Origin of the sequence: Corallococcus sp. AB030 (assembly GCF_003668965.1) — a bacterium.
GTDB classification, from domain to species: Bacteria; Myxococcota; Myxococcia; order Myxococcales; family Myxococcaceae; genus Corallococcus; species Corallococcus exiguus.
In genome coordinates, this window is record NZ_RAWQ01000095.1 from 1 (window position 1) to 16,484 (window position 16,484).

The 16,484-nt window shown below is 70.0% G+C and carries 18 protein-coding genes; 3 read left to right on the plus strand and 15 right to left on the minus strand.

The annotated features are described in order from the left end of the window. Positions 1–89: 89 nt before the first annotated feature. The gene (locus D7Y15_RS22270; RefSeq protein WP_121753845.1) at positions 90–1,037 is read left to right on the plus strand and encodes a hypothetical protein; all 948 of its coding nucleotides are present in this window, start codon (positions 90–92) and stop codon (positions 1,035–1,037) included. A gap of 14 nt (positions 1,038–1,051) precedes the next feature. Here the strand turns inward: D7Y15_RS22270 and D7Y15_RS22275 are convergent, their stop codons facing one another. The 10 genes from D7Y15_RS22275 to D7Y15_RS22320 all read right to left on the minus strand — a co-directional run bounded on the left by D7Y15_RS22275 (position 1,052) and on the right by D7Y15_RS22320 (position 8,993). Further along, entirely contained in the window at positions 1,052–1,537 is a 486-nt protein-coding gene (locus D7Y15_RS22275) for an SRPBCC domain-containing protein (protein WP_121753846.1), read from the minus strand. Next, the gene (locus D7Y15_RS22280; protein ID WP_120577149.1) at positions 1,534–1,896 is read right to left on the minus strand and encodes a helix-turn-helix transcriptional regulator; all 363 of its coding nucleotides are present in this window, start codon (positions 1,894–1,896) and stop codon (positions 1,534–1,536) included. The genes D7Y15_RS22275 and D7Y15_RS22280 overlap by 4 nt, the downstream gene beginning before the upstream one ends. An 11-nt stretch (positions 1,897–1,907) precedes the next feature. After that, entirely contained in the window at positions 1,908–2,339 is a 432-nt protein-coding gene (locus D7Y15_RS22285) for a VOC family protein (protein ID WP_120577148.1), read from the minus strand. An 84-nt stretch (positions 2,340–2,423) separates the two neighbouring features. Next, positions 2,424–3,920 (minus strand): hypothetical protein, encoded by a 1,497-nt coding sequence (locus tag D7Y15_RS22290; RefSeq protein ID WP_199745966.1) that lies wholly within the window; start codon positions 3,918–3,920, stop codon positions 2,424–2,426. A gap of 92 nt (positions 3,921–4,012) precedes the next feature. Further along, on the minus strand, positions 4,013–4,915 hold the full coding sequence (locus tag D7Y15_RS22295; RefSeq protein WP_121753847.1) for a nucleotidyl transferase AbiEii/AbiGii toxin family protein: 903 nt from the start codon (positions 4,913–4,915) through the stop codon (positions 4,013–4,015). Then, positions 4,912–5,493, minus strand: a complete 582-nt coding sequence (locus tag D7Y15_RS22300) for a type IV toxin-antitoxin system AbiEi family antitoxin domain-containing protein (RefSeq protein WP_120577145.1) — start codon at positions 5,491–5,493, stop codon at positions 4,912–4,914. Before D7Y15_RS22300 ends, D7Y15_RS22295 begins: the two co-directional genes overlap by 4 nt. A 116-nt stretch (positions 5,494–5,609) precedes the next feature. Next, complete coding sequence (locus D7Y15_RS22305) at positions 5,610–6,167, minus strand: response regulator transcription factor (protein ID WP_120577144.1); 558 nt, start codon at positions 6,165–6,167, stop codon at positions 5,610–5,612. Then, the gene (locus tag D7Y15_RS22310; protein WP_120577143.1) at positions 6,164–7,471 is read right to left on the minus strand and encodes an ATP-binding protein; all 1,308 of its coding nucleotides are present in this window, start codon (positions 7,469–7,471) and stop codon (positions 6,164–6,166) included. The genes D7Y15_RS22305 and D7Y15_RS22310 overlap by 4 nt, the downstream gene beginning before the upstream one ends. Continuing rightward, the gene (locus D7Y15_RS22315; RefSeq protein ID WP_233597011.1) at positions 7,468–8,166 is read right to left on the minus strand and encodes a hypothetical protein; all 699 of its coding nucleotides are present in this window, start codon (positions 8,164–8,166) and stop codon (positions 7,468–7,470) included. The genes D7Y15_RS22310 and D7Y15_RS22315 overlap by 4 nt, the downstream gene beginning before the upstream one ends. A 44-nt stretch (positions 8,167–8,210) precedes the next feature. Continuing rightward, positions 8,211–8,993: a transporter gene (locus D7Y15_RS22320; protein WP_180946174.1), complete on the minus strand. Its 783-nt coding sequence runs from the start codon at positions 8,991–8,993 to the stop codon at positions 8,211–8,213. Positions 8,994–9,319: 326 nt separating this feature from the next. On the opposite strand from D7Y15_RS22320, the gene D7Y15_RS22325 reads away from it, so the two are divergent. After that, entirely contained in the window at positions 9,320–9,757 is a 438-nt protein-coding gene (locus tag D7Y15_RS22325; protein WP_121753848.1) for a DoxX family protein, read from the plus strand. Between the two features lie 24 nt (positions 9,758–9,781). Here D7Y15_RS22325 and D7Y15_RS22330 read toward each other — a convergent pair whose 3' ends face one another. The 5 genes from D7Y15_RS22330 to D7Y15_RS22350 form a co-directional block, all read right to left on the minus strand. Continuing rightward, positions 9,782–10,690, minus strand: coding sequence for a metallophosphoesterase (locus D7Y15_RS22330; protein ID WP_120577139.1), 909 nt, complete (start codon positions 10,688–10,690; stop codon positions 9,782–9,784). Between the two features lie 225 nt (positions 10,691–10,915). Then, positions 10,916–12,463: a hypothetical protein gene (locus tag D7Y15_RS22335; RefSeq protein WP_121753849.1), complete on the minus strand. Its 1,548-nt coding sequence runs from the start codon at positions 12,461–12,463 to the stop codon at positions 10,916–10,918. A 203-nt stretch (positions 12,464–12,666) separates the two neighbouring features. Beyond that, on the minus strand, positions 12,667–13,152 hold the full coding sequence (locus D7Y15_RS22340; protein ID WP_120577137.1) for a hypothetical protein: 486 nt from the start codon (positions 13,150–13,152) through the stop codon (positions 12,667–12,669). Positions 13,153–13,199: 47 nt separating this feature from the next. Beyond that, positions 13,200–13,577 carry a response regulator transcription factor gene (locus D7Y15_RS22345; RefSeq protein ID WP_120560878.1) on the minus strand — a complete coding sequence of 126 codons (378 nt, stop codon included), beginning with the start codon at positions 13,575–13,577 and terminating at the stop codon, positions 13,200–13,202. 180 nt (positions 13,578–13,757) lie between these two features. Then, positions 13,758–14,210 (minus strand): Fur family transcriptional regulator, encoded by a 453-nt coding sequence (locus tag D7Y15_RS22350; RefSeq protein WP_120527796.1) that lies wholly within the window; start codon positions 14,208–14,210, stop codon positions 13,758–13,760. A gap of 274 nt (positions 14,211–14,484) precedes the next feature. On the opposite strand from D7Y15_RS22350, the gene D7Y15_RS22355 reads away from it, so the two are divergent. Continuing rightward, positions 14,485–16,449: an ATP-binding protein gene (locus D7Y15_RS22355; protein WP_120577136.1), complete on the plus strand. Its 1,965-nt coding sequence runs from the start codon at positions 14,485–14,487 to the stop codon at positions 16,447–16,449. Positions 16,450–16,484 lie beyond the last annotated feature (35 nt).

A 16,484-nucleotide genomic window follows, 5' to 3' on the forward strand; every position in this document is an offset into this window, starting at 1 on the left:
GGGCAGGGGTGCTGCTCGCTTCGTCGGAGTGCGTTTACCGGTTGATCAGGCCGCACGGCTCGTGAGGCCCTCACGCGGAGGCAGTCCCCATGCAGCTCAATCCCCCTCGCAATGTTTCATTCCGTTCCTCCCCCTGGACGGCGCTCTTCTGTCTGGCCGCGGCGCTGGTGGGCTGCGGTGCTCCCATCGACGAAGCCACGGAGGTGACGGGCCAGTCCCCGGACGCGCTCGTCTCCTCCAATGGGCTGACGGTGAATGGGCTGACAGTGAATGGCCTCACGGTGAATGGGCTGACAGTGAATGGCCTCACTGTGAATGGCCTGACGGTGAATGGCCTGTCCACGAACGCGTTCCAGACCTGGTTCCACCAGGATCCCGCCACGGCGGAGATGGTGATGCGCTACGTGGTGAGGTGCTCGATGGCGGCGGGGATGACGCTGACCTACCAGTCGCCGTCCACGGGGAAGAGCTACCTGTGGGACGGGAGTCTGGGATTGGCGCCGGGGTGGGCCGGGGGGCAGCCGGCCTCGGTGGCGGAGCAGCAGGTGGTGAGCGCGTGTCTGGCGGCGCACGCGAACAAGTACGGCGTGCACGTGAACATCTCCGTGCTGGGGCGCGACGCGGTGGGCGGGACGATGCCGTACTCCTCGGACGAGCTGAGCACCTTCAACGAGAAGGAAGCGTGCTTCTTCGGCAACCTCTTCACGGGTGAAGGCACGTTCGCGGCGAACGACGGCGCGTACCTGGACTACGACGAGAGCACGGTGCGCACCTGCGGCCTGTCGTCCTGGAGCGACACGACGGCGTGCACGCCGATGAAGCACGTGGGCGCATGCCGGTACTACTGCACGCTGGACGCCACGCGGACGTACTACACGCGCTGCACGTACAACGGCGTGAACTACCGGCCCATCACCACGCGCATGCTGCCCCAGGACATCTACCGCTGCGGCGACGGCGTGTGTCAGCTGACGGAGAAGTGCGGCGGCAGCAACACGGCGGACAGCTGCGCGGCGGACTGCGGCCCCTGCAAGTAGTCAGCGGGGCTTCCTCAAGTGGAGCGGGGCCGCGCGGCGTGGAGCCGGTAGCGCGTGACGAGGTCCCCCCACCAGCGGCCGATGGTCGCGACCGTGGCCGCTCCATCCTGGCCGTGGCGCACGGGGTGGTCCATGCGGATGGCGTCCCAGCCCCGGTGCTCGAGCACCACGCGGGTGCCGCCGAAGGTGGGCTCGAAGCGGACGTCGACCTCGGTGGTCTCTCCGGGGGCGAAGTTGCTCGCGCGCCATTGGAAGACGAGCCGCGCGCCGGGTTCCCAGACGAGCACGCGGCCGATTTCGTAGACGTCGTTTTCGAAGGACTCCAGCAGCCGGCCGCCGGGGCCGGGCGGTTCGAAGCGCAGGACGCCGCGAGGATTCTGGAGGCCGCGGTAGCGCGGGCCCTTGTTCCACCAGAGGTCGGTCTCCTCGGTGAAGACCTCGAAGGCATCCAGCGGGGACACGGCGACGAAGGTGGTGACGCGGGCGCGGTCGGCCGTCATGACTTGCGGCCTCTGGAGGGCTTCGTGCCGCGGGTGCGTTCGGCGTGGGCCTTGAAGGCGCCCAGCTGGTCGCCCCAGAAGGACTCCACCTCGTCCAGCCAGCCGCGCAGGGCGGCGAAGGGCTCCGGGCGCAGCGAGTAGACGCGCACGCGGGCGTCGTCCGAGTCGATGCGCTCCTCCACGAGCCCCGTCTGGCGCAGCACGCGCAAGTGGCGCGACATGGCCGGGGGGCTCATGTCGAACGCGGCGGCCAGCTCTCCCGCGGGGTGGGGCCGGTGGCGCAGCCGGTCCACGACGCCCCGGCGCGTGGGGTCGGCGAGGGCGGCCAGGGTGCGGTCGAGCGCGGACGGGGTGGCCATGGCGGACGAACCTACTTCGGGCCGAAGACGCGCTGGGTGAACCACCAGCGGTGGCCTTCGAGGTCCTCGGCGCCGTAGGTGCGGTTGGTGCCCCAGTCGTCGCCGTAGTTCTTGGTCTCGGGCTCCATGAGGATGGCGGCGCCGGCCGCGCGAGCCTGGGCGCAGTGGGCGTCCACGTCGTCCACGTAGACCGTGAGGGTCTGCGTGTTGACGCCCCCGTGCAGCCGGGGGCTCTGGTGGAGGCCGTGGCGCCCGGAGGAGTTCACCATGATGACGCCGTCGCCGTAGGCCAGCTCCGCGTGCACGATGCTGTTGTCCGCGCCCTCCACCTTGAGGCGCGTCTGGAAGCCGAACGCGCGCTCCAGCCAGTCGATGGCGGCGGGAGCGTCCACGTAGAAGAGGCTGGAGGAGATGCGCGGCCAGTCCTCGGGGATGGGCTTCATGGCGGTGACTCCGGGCGGACGAATTTCGTTAACGTCAGGGTGAATGATTAACCCTGACGTTAACGGTCGTCAATCCGTGAGCCGCTAGAAGACGCCCGGCAGAGGCCGGTCGCGGCCGGGCATCCGGGGGGCCTGGGCGGGGTCGGTGGACGGCGCCTCTTGCGGTCCGAGGATGGCCGGCAGGGAGGCCGTGAGCCGCCCCACGTACAGCAGGCCCCGGAAGGGCTCGTTGGGAGCGGTCTCGCGCAGCTGGAGGTACGGGCTCAGGCCGGGGCGGGCGGCCACCGCCGGCGCGGGCGTGGCGCCCACGATGCCGCAGACCAGCTTGCTGTCGCGGTTCAGGTCGCAGCCCCATCGCGTGCCCTGCGCGTAGCTCATGTCCAGCACGACGAGCGAACGGTTCTCCTTCATCAGGTGCGCCATGGGGGTGAAGGACGGGTCCCACTGCGTGCCCTTCTCCATCTGCGTGTGCGTGTTGCCGGCGAGCACCACCTGGACCTCGTCCGGCTTCACGGCACGGCGCTTCGTCCAGACCTGGGCCAGGGCCGCGTCGCGCTCGCTGCCGTTCATCAGGTCCGTGTCGTAGGCCACCACCGTCACCCTCAGGCCCGCCGCGCGCAGGGCCCGCACGCGGTCGATGAGGTCGAGGACGGCGCGGCTGCTGCGGCCGTCCTGGTACGTGCGCGTCCAGAAGCGGCCTTCCAGCAGCGCGTCCTGGTCGGCCGGGGCGCCGGGGCTGGACAGGTACGCGTTCACGCGCGCCTGCTCCGTGTCGGGGATGGACAGGCCCAGTGTCACCGCGAGCCCGGATTGGGCCGCCTGGCACACCACGTGGCCCACCACTTCCGGCACTTCGTTGGAGCCCAGCTGCTCGCCGATGAGCAGCGTGAGGCCCGGGTGCAGGAGTTCCGGCAGGCCGCGCACGGACGTGGTGCACGGGCCTTCCGCGACGGCCTCATCCTTCCAGCGCTCCAGGTAGAACTCCGGCGCGCGGACGGGGGCGGGGCGTTTGTCTTCCGCCGCGTTGCCGGCGAGGACTTCGACAGAGGGCGCGGACTCCAGCCGCAGCGTGAGGGCCTGCTCCAGGTCCAGGTCGCGGGTGCCGTGCTGGGCGCCGCGCATCATGGACAGCCGCTTGGTCATCGCGTCGTCCTGGTCGAAGTCCGCCTCCTTCACGAAGGGATTGGACACTTGCTCCCCGCGTTCCAGGTAGACCTTCCACCACACCTTCTTCCACTCAACGTCATTGCCCGCCGTCTGGTGCGTCATGCGGAAGATGCGCACGACGGACTGGCGCGGGCTCAGCGCGATACCTGTCACCAGGTAGCGCGTGTATGTGGTGTTGCGCGAGCCGGCCCGGTCGGGTTCGGACCAGGCGGTGACGAGCTGGTTGGGGTCCTCCGTTTCCTCGAAGGTGTAGCCCTGTTCCTCCAGCAGCTGGCGCGTGGCGGCGAGCGCCTCCGTCAGCGGCTTCTGGAAGACGTGCTCGTACTTGGGCAGCTCCGCTTCGGGTGCACGCTTCGAATGGGCACAGCCGACGGACAGCAGGGTCAATGCGACGACGAGCCAACGACAATGCATTCTGCCCCCCCGGGAGAAATGCGAAGCGCCTCGCAGTAAAGCCTATGTCGCGCCGGAAAGGACAGAGGGGCTGTCTGGACGTCAGCCTGGGCTCATCGGTTCCAGCTCCAGGTCTCCGGATCCCAGGTGGTGATGGCGGCCCCTTCCAGGACGGGATCGAGGAAGCGCTTCGCGGCTTCGGTCACTTTCTCAAGTGTGGCCCAGGGGAGTTGATTGTCCTGGGCCATGTCTGTGTAAGGCTTCTCCCAAGCGGGAGATGGGGGCGGAATCATGAGCGGTGGGGGATGGGTATCGCGGAAGGTGAAGGTCTGGTGGATGGCACTCCGCAGTCGCGAGGCATCCAGTGCGCCCGTGCTCGCCAGCAGTGGGATGTCAGGGAGGTCCTTGACGCGGGAGTTCGGGCTCCAGCGCGGCATCGTATAGGCATGCAGCTTTTCCGCGAGATGGGTTTCGATGGGATAGAGCCGCAGGCGGGGCGGAGCGATGCCGGCGAAGCCAAGCACATTTGGAGCTGTGACTTCGGCCGGTGTTCCCAGCATGGGCTCACCGAAGGCAACATCCACGTCGAAAGGGCGACTGTAGAGCTTCTGCGCGAGCCGACTTTCTACCCGAAACCGCAGTCCTTCGTACCGCATGCCCTCGTTCTGGATTCTGGAGTGCTCTTCGTTTGAGCGGACGTCGAACACGAAGAAGTCTCCGAGATCGATTCTCGCGGCATCCTGGAGTTGGATCAGCAGTCTGCCCGGGTCTCCCTGAACACGAAGGTCGATATCCTTCGTCGCTCTTGCCCGCGCGACGCGAAGCTCCAGGACGAGTCCCCCCTTGAGAGCGACCTCTGGGCCCAGCTTTGCTTCGACGCGCGCGAGGAACCGGTGGAAGACCAGCAACTCCCGTTGACGTTCAATCGGGTGCTCCCGCCTCAGGGCCTCCTTCCGGAGGTGGTCTTCCAGTGCTTGCTTGAAGGCGGCGGGCGAATCGTAGGTGCGGCTCTTCACGTACCCAGGCCTCCGAAGGGCTTCAGTGCTTCCTCCACCGCAGGGAGACTCCCGCGGACGATGCCTCGATGCAGGGCCTGCCGAGCGGCCTGACGCATCAGGTCCGGGGTCAGTGCGCTTCGCGCGCAGTCATCGAGCGTCCTGCTGGGAGACGTGACCTTGACTGAGCCGACCCAGTGGCGCTCGGAATCGAGCAGGTCGGCATGGTGGATCACGACGAGCTTCGGTACGCGCAGGCGGCGTTTCCGCCAGGACTCTGGAAGCGTCAGGTGGATCCGCGCGGGCAGGACGTCGGAGAGGTCGTAGAGCGCGAGGGCTGTCTGATGCGAGAAGGTTCCCACCTTCTCTGACCAGAGCCATACCGCGACGAGGTCCTCGTGCTCGCCCGCTGGGAAGTGCACCAGCCGGTAGATTCCTCGCTGGACTCGCGAAGCCCGGCCGATGCGCACGTAGTGGGCGAGCAGTTGGGGTGAGTAGCCCGCCTGGGCAGCTTGCTGCGTCGTGAAGAGGCCCTCCTGGGTCTCGGCCACGCGGTAGAGCTGGTCCCAGTCCGGCTTGATTGGGGGCTCCGTGCTCATGCACGAAAGTATAATTCCACTTTAGTTTCGCGCAATAAGTGACTCCTTCTGTTGCGCGAAAGTTAAACCTGGTTTTAGTTTTGTGCGGTCGCTGGCGACAGCGCAAGGGGCCCGCGTCAGCGCGACGGTGGGTACTTCTGCAGCTTCCGCTGGAGTGACCTTCGGTGGATGCCCAGCTTGCGCGCGGCTTCGGAGATGTTTCCGGCGCTGTCCGCGAGCACGCGGTGGATGTGCTCCCACTCTGCTCGCGCCAGGGACGGTGCCTGGAGCGTCTCTGGTGCCGCGACGTTGGGTGCTTCCTCCGCCCTCGCGAACGCCGCCAGGATGTCGTCCGCGTCCGCGGGCTTCGGCAGGTAGTTCACCGCGCCCAGCCGGATGGCATCCACCGTCGTGGAGATGCTGCCGTAGCCCGTCAGCACGATGACTCGCGTGGACGCGTCCACCGCCAGCAGGTCCCGCACCAGCTCCAGCCCGCTGTGCCCCGGCATGCGCAGGTCCACCACCGCGTACTCCGGTGACTCGCGCCTTGCCGCGACCATTGCCTCGTCGTGGTTGCCCGCTGTCGTCACGTCCCAGCCGCGCTCGCGGAAGGCCCTCGCCAATCGCTCGCGCAGCGTGGTGTCGTCGTCCACCATCAACAGGCTGGGACGTTGATCCACTGGAGTCGTGCTCATGCCGCCGCCTCCTTCGCGTCCGCTCCCGGCAGGCTCAGGCTCGCCGTCGTGCCTTCCCCGGACTTCGAGCGCAGCTCCAGCGCCCCGCCCAACTGCTCCGCCAACGAGCGCGCCAGGAACAGTCCCAATCCCATGCCCTCGCCCGGCGCCTTCGTGGTGAAGAACGGCTCACCCGCGCGCTGAAGCACCGCCTCTGGCATGCCCTGGCCTTCGTCGCGCACCTCCAGCCGCGCTCCCGTGCCCTGCGGCAGCACTCGCAGCTCCACGCCCCTGCCCATGGGCGTCGCCTGGAGCGCGTTCTTCACCAGGCCCCTCAGCACCCGCGCCAACGCTCTCGGCGGTCCGTGGACTGGATGCGCCTTCAGCGCTTCCGGCACGTCAACCTTCACGCGCTCACGGCCGGACAGCTCCGACAGCGTCTCCTCCACCAGCCGCTCCAGTGGAATGGGCTGGAAGGGTTCGCCCGTCGTCTGTCCCGCGTCCGCGGACATCTGCACCAGCACATCCCGGCACCGGTCCACCTGCTGGCGGATCAGCCTCAAATCCTCTCTCACGGACTCGGACGTCTGTGACGCCGCGAGCGCACGCTCCAGCTCCTTCGCCACCACCGCGATGGTGGACAGCGGCGTGGACAATTCATGCGCCGCTCCCGCCGCCAGCGTCGCCAGCGAGGCCACCTTCTCCTGCCTCTCGTGCCTCGCCCGCGTCTGCTCCAATTCCTGTTCACGCAACGTCAGCGCCCGCGTCACGCGCTGGATGAAGTACACGATGAAGCCCGCCGCCACCGCGAATGCCACCCACATGCCGCTCAGGTGCAGCCGCATCAGCTCCGCGTGGTCCGGCCTCTCCAGCCCCGGCAGCGTCACGTCCTGCAACACGAACAGCGACCCGAACGCCAACAGCGTGAAGCCCAGCATCGCCCACGTGCGGCGCGGCGGCAGCAGCACCGTGCCCAGCGCCACGTTCACCAGGTACAGCGTCGTGAAGGGATTGTGCGTTCCGCCGCTCAATGCCAGCAGCCCTGTCAGCACCAGCGTGTCCCAGAGCATCAGCCCGAAGATGGCCGCTTCCGCCACCGGCCTCGCCTTCGCGAGCCCCGCGCGCACCGCCGCGTTCGTCACCGCCTCCACGCCCAGCAGCGCCACCAGCGCGGGCACCGGCAGCACCAGCTTCAAGCCCCACGCCGCCACCGCCACCAGCACCGCCTGCCCCACCAGCACGCCCCAGCGCAGCCTCAGCAACCACACCAGGTTGATGCGGGCCCGGAGCGAGGGTTCGGAGGAGGGCGGCGGAGAAGACGTCATGGCGCGACGGAGGACATCGCCACGGAGCGGGCCACCGTGTCCAGCGCCGAGGCCGCCGCCCCGGGCGACTCCAGGTCCACCGTGGCGAGCCACGTGTCCCAGGCGAGCGCGAAGGTGCGCTCGGCCGCCGGCTCGTCCTCGGACAGCGTCAGCCCGTCCAACACCACGTCCACCGTGGCGATGTTGGACGTCACCAGCCGGAAGGGTTGCGGCTCACCGCCTCCCGCGGGCACCCGCGTCCCCTCCAGCCACAGCGTGTGCTCCAGCATGTCCACGCCGCTGTCCGCTCCAGGCAGGCCCTCGGCATCCGCGTCCGCGGGCTCGAAGGTGAGCCTCGCCCGGCAGTAGCGCCCCGGCGGCGGCCGCACCGTGCCCAGCGACAGCACGCTCCCGTCCGGCCGCTCCAGGCCACTGACGTGCGGCGTGCCCAGCCTCAACGGCGAACCCACCGAGTGCGCGTGCGCGGTGCCAATCGGAGACAGCGCCTTCAAGAGCCGCCACCCCAGCGCCTCCTCGCACGGCTTCAACTCCACGCTGCCCAGCGTCACGTAGCCGCGCGTCAGCGTGAGCACCTGGCCGTCCGCTCGCGTGAAGGAGCGCTCGCCTCCCGCCGCCTGTACACCTTGCGCGGTGGCCCGGTGCTCCAGGCCCAGCGTGACGGTCATGCCGTCCACGCGCTCTCCACACGCGCTCAAGGCGCACAGCAATCCCAACCATCCCAAACGCGAGGCGCGGATCATCACAGGTCGTACGCGAGCGAGAGCACCGCGATGGGCGTGGACGACACCCGGCGCAGCTGGTTGACGACAGGAATGCGCACCCCGGCCTGCACCACCACGTCCATGCCCGGGCTGAAGAGGACGTCCGGCGACGCGTACGCGATGAAGCCTCCTCCGGCCTCCTCGGGCGTGCCGTTCGTGTCCGGTGCCTTCTCCGCCCGGGTGTCCACGCCCAGCCGCACCGCCCACGTGGGGGACGGCTGGTATTGCGCCGCCACCTGCGTGCGCACCGACGCGCCCAGCCGGAAGTCGTCGCGCCCTCGCGAGGGCAGGAAGCCCAGGGCGCTCGCGAGGAACGACCAGTTGCCCCGGAAGCCCTGCCACGCCAGCCCCGCCATCGGATCCACGGAGCCGCTGCCGGGCTGCGCGTCGATGCCCAGCGTCGTGCCGTCCCTCGCGTGCAGCCGGGGGCCCGTGGGCAGCTTCACCCCTCCCACCACGCTGATCAGCTGGTCCGGCGAGAACTCCTTGTCCTTCCACACGAATGCCTTCGCCGTCACGTCGATGTCGCCCAGCCCCCAGCCGCGCTCCAGTCCCAGGCTCACGTCCTGGACCTCGCGGGCCTGGAGCGGCAGGTTCACCGCCAGCACCAGCCAGGGCCGGGGCGCGTACGCCACCGCCACGTCCATGCGCAGCTCGCGCAGCCGCTGCGCGTCCACGCCCGTCACCCCTTCCGTGTGCCCCCACGCGCGCAGCATCGTGGACAGCCGCAGCCGCCCCTCGAAGGGCTGCTCTCCTCCCATGGACGTGAGGGTGGGGTCGCCGCAGGCACAGCTCGCGCAGGCCCGGGCCGGGGCGGTGGGCACGAGGAGCAGCGCGGCGCTCAGGAGGGCCAGGGTGGGGGTTCTCAAGGCGTGGCCACCCTAGCGTCCCCCCGTCCCGGCGCAGTGCGGCGTGTTGTCGCAGCCCGCCGGTGCGTCAACCCGGGGACGCACCGGTCGTCCCCTGGCCTGGGGAGCGGGCAGGGGAGCGGGGGCCGGCTGTCCGCCCGCCCATCCGTGCCTATCTGGAGAATGACACCGACCCGTCCGCGTTGAGGGAGGACACGCCGGAGGCATGGAGGTCATTCATGGGGCTGCTCGCACCGCTGGGACGGCTGCTGTTCTCGGTCATCTTCATCACCAGCGGGCTCAATCACTTCATCCAGCTCCAGGCCCTCACGGCCTACGCCCAGGCGTCCGGGGTGCCCGACCCGCGCACGGCGGTGCTGGTGTCCGGCGGAGTGCTGGTGGTGGGGGGCCTGTGCATCCTGCTGGGCGCCTTCGCCCGCCTGGGCGCGGCCATGCTCGCGGTGTTCCTGGTGGCGTCCGCCTTCATGGTCCATCACTTCTGGAAGATGGATGACCCCGTCCAGGCGCAGAACAACCTCATCCACTTCATGAAGAACCTCTCCATGGCGGGAGGCGCCCTGCTCATCGTCTACTTCGGGCCCGGCCCCTTCAGCCTGTCGCGCAAGAAGCGCGAGAACGCCCTGGGCGGCATGAAGCTGGGCACGCCCCTGCGCTGAACTCGCGCGGGCGCGCCCCGTGGATCAGATCGTCCCGACGTGGGCGGCCTGCTGCGTGCGCAGGGTGAAGAAGGCGACCTCCGGCGTGCTGCCCCGGCGCAGGTACGGCCCGCCGAAGCCGAAGCCCAGCCCCTGGTTCACGTACAGGTGGTTGCCATTCACGCGGTAGTGGCCGCGGATGTACGGCTGGCCCGCGCGGCGGAAGAGCGCCTCCGTGAGGCCCCGGACGATGAACTGCCCGCCGTGGGTGTGCCCGGAGAACTGCACCAGCCCCGCGTGCGCGGGCAGCTTCTCCGCGGTGGGCGGCGTGTGGGCCAGCACCAGCCGCGTGCCGGACGTGGGCGCGCCTCGGAAGGTGGCCTCCACGTCCTCCTTGCCGGTGAGCCCGTCGTCGATGCCCAGCACCGTCAGGGGCGCGCCCTTCACGTTCACCACGCGGTGCTCGTTCTGGAGCACCGTGTAGCCCAGCGCCTCGAAGGACATGCGCAGGTAGGGCGCGTCCACCCAGTGGTCGTGGTTGCCCATCACCACGAAGACGGGGCCGTTGAGCCCCTGCAGCAGCTGGCGCACGCGCGGCAGCGGCTTGGGGCTGTGCGTGACGTAGTCGCCCGTGAGGAACACCAGGTCCGGCGCGGCCTCGTTCACCGCGGCCACCGCGCGGCGGATGCGCACGTCGCTGGTCGCCTGGCCCACGTGCACGTCCGACAGCTGCGCGATGCGCAGGCCGTCATGCACCGGGTGGATGCTGTCCAGCTGGAGCAGGTGCTCGGTGAGGACGAAGTGATCCCTCCAGCGCAGGCGCCGGTCCGGCCGGAAGGGGTCGGGGCCTCGCGCCTGGAGCTCGTTGCGACCGTGGGGTTCCACCGCCTCGGAGATGGCGAGGGAGGCGGCGGCACCAGCGGCGTGACGGCGGCGGGCGAGTCTCAGGCGCATGCGTTCGGATTCCTCCGGCGGGGCGAGGCGATTGTAGAGAGCAGTCCGGGGGGCCGTGAAGCCCGGGGGCCCGGCCCGCCTGCCCCCTTGCACGAAGGCACGGGGGCGGAAGCAGAACCGAGCCTCCTTCCAGAACATTTCCCGCGCCTTCCAGGCAACCATCACCCCCCCCGTGGCGCCGGGTGCGACATGCGCACCGCCCCGGCGTCAGGGTGGGAGTCCTGCTCAGTGGCCGCGCAGGACGGTCAGGCCTTCCGACGTCAGCACCAGCAGCATGCCGGAGGTGCCGGAGCCGTCGTACACGAGCTGGAGGACCTTGTTGCCGCGCACGTCCGCCACCTTCTCCACCGTCTTGGACGGGGTCAGCCGGTAGAGGCCTCCCGTGTTGGTGCCGATGAAGAGCGAGCCGTCATTGGTGGAGGCCAGCGCGTTGATGCCGCCGAGCGCCGGCACGTCCGCGCCGACGCGGGTGCCCTTCTGGAAGGGGTTGGTGGCGGAGAGGATGGTCATCTCCCACAGCCCCAGGTCCTTGCTGCCCAGGTAGTACTTCTTGTCCGTGGTCTGCTGGAAGCCGCGCCAGGAATCGAAGGTCTCCTGCGAGTTGACCTCCGGGAGGTAGGAGGACTTCACCTTCTGCTGGTTGATGCCCGCAGTGGTGGTGTCGTCCCAGTTCTCCAGCTTCGTGTCGGGCGTGACGATGCCGAAGTTCCACTCGTTCGCGATGAGCACGTCCCCGTCCGGCGAGATGCCCAGGCCGTAGGTGTAGCCGGCGTACTGGGAGCCTCGCGCGTCGAACCACACCGGGTGCCGGTGGGCGTTGTAGGTCAGGCCCCGGATGCGGGTGACGCCGTGGTTGGAGCCGAAGAAGACGTCGCCCTTGTTCGGGCCGCGCAGCACGGACGCGCAGCTGTACATGGCGCGGTCTTCGTCGAAGTGGTGGTCGTTGCTGTTGCGGATGCCCAGGCTGACGCCGTCCACCACGGTGGGGCCCGTCTGGATGAAGGGGTTGCCGTTCGCGTCCTTGTTGGCGCGGCGGGACTGGTTGATGTGGCCTTCGAGGACGACCTGGCCGCTGGCGTCCAGCTTCACCGCGTCCACGTCACCCTGCTTGTAGAACTGGAGCCGGCGCGGGCTGAACGGGAAGCAGGTGGTCTCGTTCACCGGGATTTCGCACGGCTTCGCGGTGACGATGAAGTTGGTGTGGATGTCCGGCCACTCTGGATCCACGCCCAGGTCGTCCGCGTAGTAGCCCACGTAGGCGCGGCCCGCCTCGCCGCCGCAGATGACGCTGGAGGGCTGGCCCTCCGCCGCCTGACCCACGGGCCCTCCCACCCAGACCAGCTTCTGCGTGTCCGCGCGCACCACGCCAATGCGGTCGCCGTCCAGCACCCAGATGTTCTTGCCCAGGTCCACGCTGACCGACTTCACCCTGCCGATGCCGTAGCGGTCCGAATAGTTCGTCACCGGATCCGCGGGCCATGGATCCACCGTGCCCGCGTCCGTGCCGCCGTCGGTGCCGGCATCCGTGCCCGCGTCCGTCCCGGCGTCGGTGCCCGCGTCCGTCCCTGCATCCGTGCCGGCGTCGATGTCCGTGCCCGCGTCCGTCCCTGCGTCGGTGTCGCCCCCGGTCCCCGCATCCACCCCTGGCCTCGGGTCGACATTGTCCGTGTCATCAATGGGAGTCGTGGGCCCGTCGGACCCTCCGCAACCCCACGCCGACAGCACCATCGCCCCCACACACACGCCCAGCCCCAGCAGTCGTCGATTCACCATGGTCTCCCTACGCGCCACCTAAGCAAGCGGCGTACCCGCCCTGGAGATCAGGCTGTCCGTGCGGCATTCCCTGGAGAGAGGGCAATTTACTTCCCAGCCAGGGCAGCGGCCGACCCTGAAGGGGCAGTAAAAAAGCCGGGCCCGCTCCCCTGGTGGGAAGCGGGCCCGGTGAGAGGCATTGAAGAACCTGTCCGACCGTCGGACTACTTCTTGGGCTTGGGCGAGGTCGCCTTCAGCTCCAGCGCGACGGAGTCATCTCCGTCCAGCTGGAACTTCGCGCGCACCTTGGCGCCCTCCGGCAGGTCGCTCACCTTCGCCGGCTGGTCGTCCAGGGTCACCTTCGTCTTGTCGCGCACCTCCAGCTTCACCTCCGGCAGCGTGTCCTTGCGCGCCAGGGTGATGTCGTCGTCGTCCTTGGCCTTCACGGTGCCTTCCAGGTCGAAGGCGTGATTCTCCTTCCACACGCCCGTCTGCGCCGCGGCCTCCTTGGAGGTCGGCGCGCCCACGACGCTCTTCGCGGCGTCACCGATGGCGGGGCCCACCTGCTGGGCCTCGATGCCCGTGGACCGGCGGCCGTGCTGACGCGAGCTGGGCGCGCTCGGCGCAGGGTTCTCCGGGGTGCCGGTGGGTTCCTGCGCGAAGGCAGTCGTTCCCAGACACAGCACTGCCGCGATGATGAGCTTCTTCATGGTCCGCTTCCTTTCGTGGATGGGTTTCGTGTCCCCGTGCTCGATGTTCAGACGGGCAGGCAGAGCTGCTTCACGGTGGTGAGCAGCGCGGACAGGTCCAGCGGCTTGCGCAGGTAGCCCGCCACGCCCATGCCATCCACCGTGTCGCGCACGTCCAGGTCCGCGCTGGCCACCACCACCGGGATGTCCGAGCACGCGCGCTCGTGGCGCAGCGCCTCTCGGAACGCGACGCCGTCCATGCGCGGCATCATCAGGTCCAGGAGGATGAGCTGTGGCCGGGGCTCCGACGAGCGCAGCCGCTCCAGCGCCTCCAGCCCGTCCGCCGCCAGCTGCACGGCGTAGCCCTCCAGCTCCAGCGCGTCCTGGAGCGCATCCCGGATGTCCATGTCGTCGTCGACGACCAGCAACGTGTGATGGGCTTCCATCCCAATCCCCCTGCGAACCCTGGAGCGCCCACGCCGTCCCCCGAGCCGGGACGGCGGGCCTCCGCTTCGCCAGGACGAATCTGTGTCCGGGGGCGGGAGAGCGGAAGCTCACTATGTAGGCGGCTGCCTACCAGTGAGCACATCCCCAGCGGGGGCTCGCCTGGCGGGCTGGAGGGGGTGCTACTCGCAGCGGTCGCAGAGACCGCGCAACTGCACTTCCACGGCGCGCTGCGACACGGCGCGGGGAACTCCCCGGGCGGTGGTGAGGCGCACGGACTCTTCAGGGAGGCAGGCGACGGTGCCGCAGTCGGTGCAGGTGAAGTGGGGGTGGTTGTTGGCGTGCTCGGTGGCGCCGGCGCGCTTGAGCTCGAAGCGCCAGACGTGGTCGCCCAGGTCGGCGCGCACGACGAGGCCGGCCTCGGTGAGGTCGGTGAGGTTGCGGTAGATGGTGACGCGGTCGTAGCCCTCGCCGCCCAGCTCCTCCACCAGGTCCGCGTGGCTCATGGGGGCGGTGGCGGTCTCCAGCTTGCGCAGCACGGCCACCCGGGGGGCGGTGCTGCGCAGCCCCGCGGCGCGAATCCGGTCCTGGAACCCGGTCAGCTTCTCCTGCGCCGTGACTTTCTTGGCACCCATGGGCGGTCGAATAACACACCGCCGCGCCCACGTCCCCCCACGCCTGTGCAAACGAAGTGTACCTGTAGCCCGGTTGTACCTGTGACGCGGCAGGCCAGCGCCAGGCCTCCCTGGTCCGTGGCCTTCCAGCTTCCAACACTTCCAAAGGGTTGCCTTGACTCGGAGGCCCCCGTCACCAGACTGCGCCCTTTCCACACCCTGGTGGCGGGCCGTTGGGGTCCCACCTTCCAGAACGACCTGTCGCCCGCGCTCGTCCTCCTCCTCCAGTCCCCCGATGAAGCCCACCCTGCTGCTCGTCGAAGCCCCGGGTTCCCACCGGGAGCTCCTGTCCCTGGCGTTCCAGGGGCAGGGTTGGCGGGTGCTGCTGGCGGTGGGGGTGGAGCCGCTGGTGCAGGCGCTGCGCGAGTCCCCGCCGGTGCACCTGGTGCTGGCGGCGGGGGCGCTGCTGGCCTCGGAGGCGGGGCGGTTGGACGCGCTGCGTGAGGCGCTGGCCGCGTCCGGTGCCTCCCTCTGGGTGGAGGCGCCACCGGCCGAGCAGGACGCCCTGCGGCGGTCGGGCCTGCCGGTGGCGGGGTTCCTCGCGACCGGGATGTCGCTGGGGGCTCGGGTGGAGGCGGTGCGTCAGGCCCTGCCCAGGGAGGCGCAAGGCCGCCAGGCCGCGCTGCGGGTGCTGGTGGTGGAGGACGACCCCGTCTACCGCAAGCTCCTGCAACTGGCGCTGGCGCCCTTCCGCTTCGAGCTCATGGAAGCGGAGGACGGGATGTTCGCGCTGGAGCTGGCGCGGCGGCACCCGCCGGACATCGTGCTGGCGGACGTGCTGATGCCCCGGCTGGACGGCTTCCGGCTGTGCCTGGCCCTGCGCCAGGACCCCAAGCTCGCGCGCGTGCCGGTCATCCTCACGCACGCCACCGCGCCGGACGAGCTGGACCTGCGCATGGCCGCCAACGTGGGGGCCAACGCCTTCGTGCGGCGCTCACAGGGGGATGACGAGCTGGTGGCCACGCTGCTGCGCGAGTCTCGCGCGGAGGGGCCCCTGCCCGCGCCCGTGCACGGCGAGCTGTCCACGGAGACGCACCTGTACGCGATGGTGCGCCAGCTGGAGCGGCGCGTGGGGTTGCTGGAGCAGGCCGAGCGCACCGCGCGCGAGAGCGAGGAGCGCTACCGGCTGGTGGTGTCCGGCTCCTATGACGGTGTGTGGGATTGGGACGTGCGCAACCAGCGCATGTACTGGAGCCCGCGCCTCCTGGAGATGCTGGGGCTGAAGCCGGAGGACTTCCCGGGGACGTCGGAGGCCTTCCTCGCGCGGGTGCACCCGGAGGACCGGGACCCGGTGGCGTCCGCGCTGGCGCTGCACCTGGAGCAGGGCGCGCCCTACGACGTGTCCTTCCGGCTGAAGCACGAGGCCGGGGGCTACCGCTCGTGCGTGAGCCGGGGCCGGGCCATCCGCGACACGCAGGGCCGGCCGGTGCGCATGGCGGGCATCATTGGCGACGTGACGGAGCAGCTGCGGCTGTACCGCGAGGCGCGCGAGGCGGTGCGCGTGCGGGACGAGTTCCTGGCGGTGGCCGCGCACGAATTGCGCACGCCCCTGGCCGCGCTGCGGCTGCGCGTGCAGGGCACGGCGGCGGCGCTGAAGCTCGAGCGCCAGGTGGCGCCGGAGCGGCTGGAGCGCGCGCTGGTGGCGGCGGACCGGCAGGTGCAGCGGCTGGTGGACCTGGTGGAGGGGCTGCTGGACGTGTCGCAGATGCAGGGCCACGCGCCCCGGCTGAACCTGGAGGCCGTGGACCTGGGGCAGGTGGTGCGGGACGTGGTGCTGCGCTCGGAGGAGCTGGCGTCGCGCGCGGGGTGCCTGCTGGTGGTGCGCGACGTGGCGTCCGCGGTGGGGCACTGGGACGCGCTGCGGCTGGGGCAGGTGGTGACGCACCTGCTGGTGAACGCGGTGAAGTTCGGCCCGGGCAAGCCCGTGGAGCTGGAGGTCCAGGCGGACGAGTCCACGGCCTGGCTGGTGGTGCGGGACCACGGCATCGGCATCGCGCCGGACCGGGTGGACGGCCTCTTCCGCCGCTTCGAGCGCGCCGTGCCCGCGCGCAACTACGGTGGGTTGGGGCTGGGGTTGTACCGCCTGTCTCGCATCGTGGAGGCGCACGGCGGCGAGGTGGCGGTGACGAGCACCCTGGGGCAGGGGGCGACGTTCCGGGTGCGACTGCCCCGCGCGGGGCCTCCGGTGGGCCACGCCTGACGGCCGTCCGGGCGGGCGGCACCTCTGTTGGGTGA

What these genes read in the sequence shown, in the direction of transcription:
- D7Y15_RS22335 (WP_121753849.1), bottom strand. Translation starts at nt 12,463, where the DNA reads ATGGTGAATCGACGACTGCTGGGGCTGGGCGTGTGTGTGGGGGCGATG.
- D7Y15_RS22305 (WP_120577144.1), bottom strand. Translation starts at nt 6,167, where the DNA reads ATGAGCACGACTCCAGTGGATCAACGTCCCAGCCTGTTGATGGTGGAC.
- D7Y15_RS22280 (WP_120577149.1), bottom strand. Translation starts at nt 1,896, where the DNA reads ATGGCCACCCCGTCCGCGCTCGACCGCACCCTGGCCGCCCTCGCCGAC.
- D7Y15_RS22355 (WP_120577136.1), top strand. Translation starts at nt 14,485, where the DNA reads ATGAAGCCCACCCTGCTGCTCGTCGAAGCCCCGGGTTCCCACCGGGAG.
- D7Y15_RS22345 (WP_120560878.1), bottom strand. Translation starts at nt 13,577, where the DNA reads ATGGAAGCCCATCACACGTTGCTGGTCGTCGACGACGACATGGACATC.
- D7Y15_RS22340 (WP_120577137.1), bottom strand. Translation starts at nt 13,152, where the DNA reads ATGAAGAAGCTCATCATCGCGGCAGTGCTGTGTCTGGGAACGACTGCC.
- D7Y15_RS22310 (WP_120577143.1), bottom strand. Translation starts at nt 7,471, where the DNA reads ATGACGTCTTCTCCGCCGCCCTCCTCCGAACCCTCGCTCCGGGCCCGC.
- D7Y15_RS22350 (WP_120527796.1), bottom strand. Translation starts at nt 14,210, where the DNA reads ATGGGTGCCAAGAAAGTCACGGCGCAGGAGAAGCTGACCGGGTTCCAG.
- D7Y15_RS22285 (WP_120577148.1), bottom strand. Translation starts at nt 2,339, where the DNA reads ATGAAGCCCATCCCCGAGGACTGGCCGCGCATCTCCTCCAGCCTCTTC.
- D7Y15_RS22300 (WP_120577145.1), bottom strand. Translation starts at nt 5,493, where the DNA reads ATGAGCACGGAGCCCCCAATCAAGCCGGACTGGGACCAGCTCTACCGC.
- D7Y15_RS22275 (WP_121753846.1), bottom strand. Translation starts at nt 1,537, where the DNA reads ATGACGGCCGACCGCGCCCGCGTCACCACCTTCGTCGCCGTGTCCCCG.
- D7Y15_RS22290 (WP_199745966.1), bottom strand. Translation starts at nt 3,920, where the DNA reads ATGCATTGTCGTTGGCTCGTCGTCGCATTGACCCTGCTGTCCGTCGGC.
- D7Y15_RS22330 (WP_120577139.1), bottom strand. Translation starts at nt 10,690, where the DNA reads ATGCGCCTGAGACTCGCCCGCCGCCGTCACGCCGCTGGTGCCGCCGCC.
- D7Y15_RS22325 (WP_121753848.1), top strand. Translation starts at nt 9,320, where the DNA reads ATGGGGCTGCTCGCACCGCTGGGACGGCTGCTGTTCTCGGTCATCTTC.
- D7Y15_RS22320 (WP_180946174.1), bottom strand. Translation starts at nt 8,993, where the DNA reads ATGGGAGGAGAGCAGCCCTTCGAGGGGCGGCTGCGGCTGTCCACGATG.
- D7Y15_RS22270 (WP_121753845.1), top strand. Translation starts at nt 90, where the DNA reads ATGCAGCTCAATCCCCCTCGCAATGTTTCATTCCGTTCCTCCCCCTGG.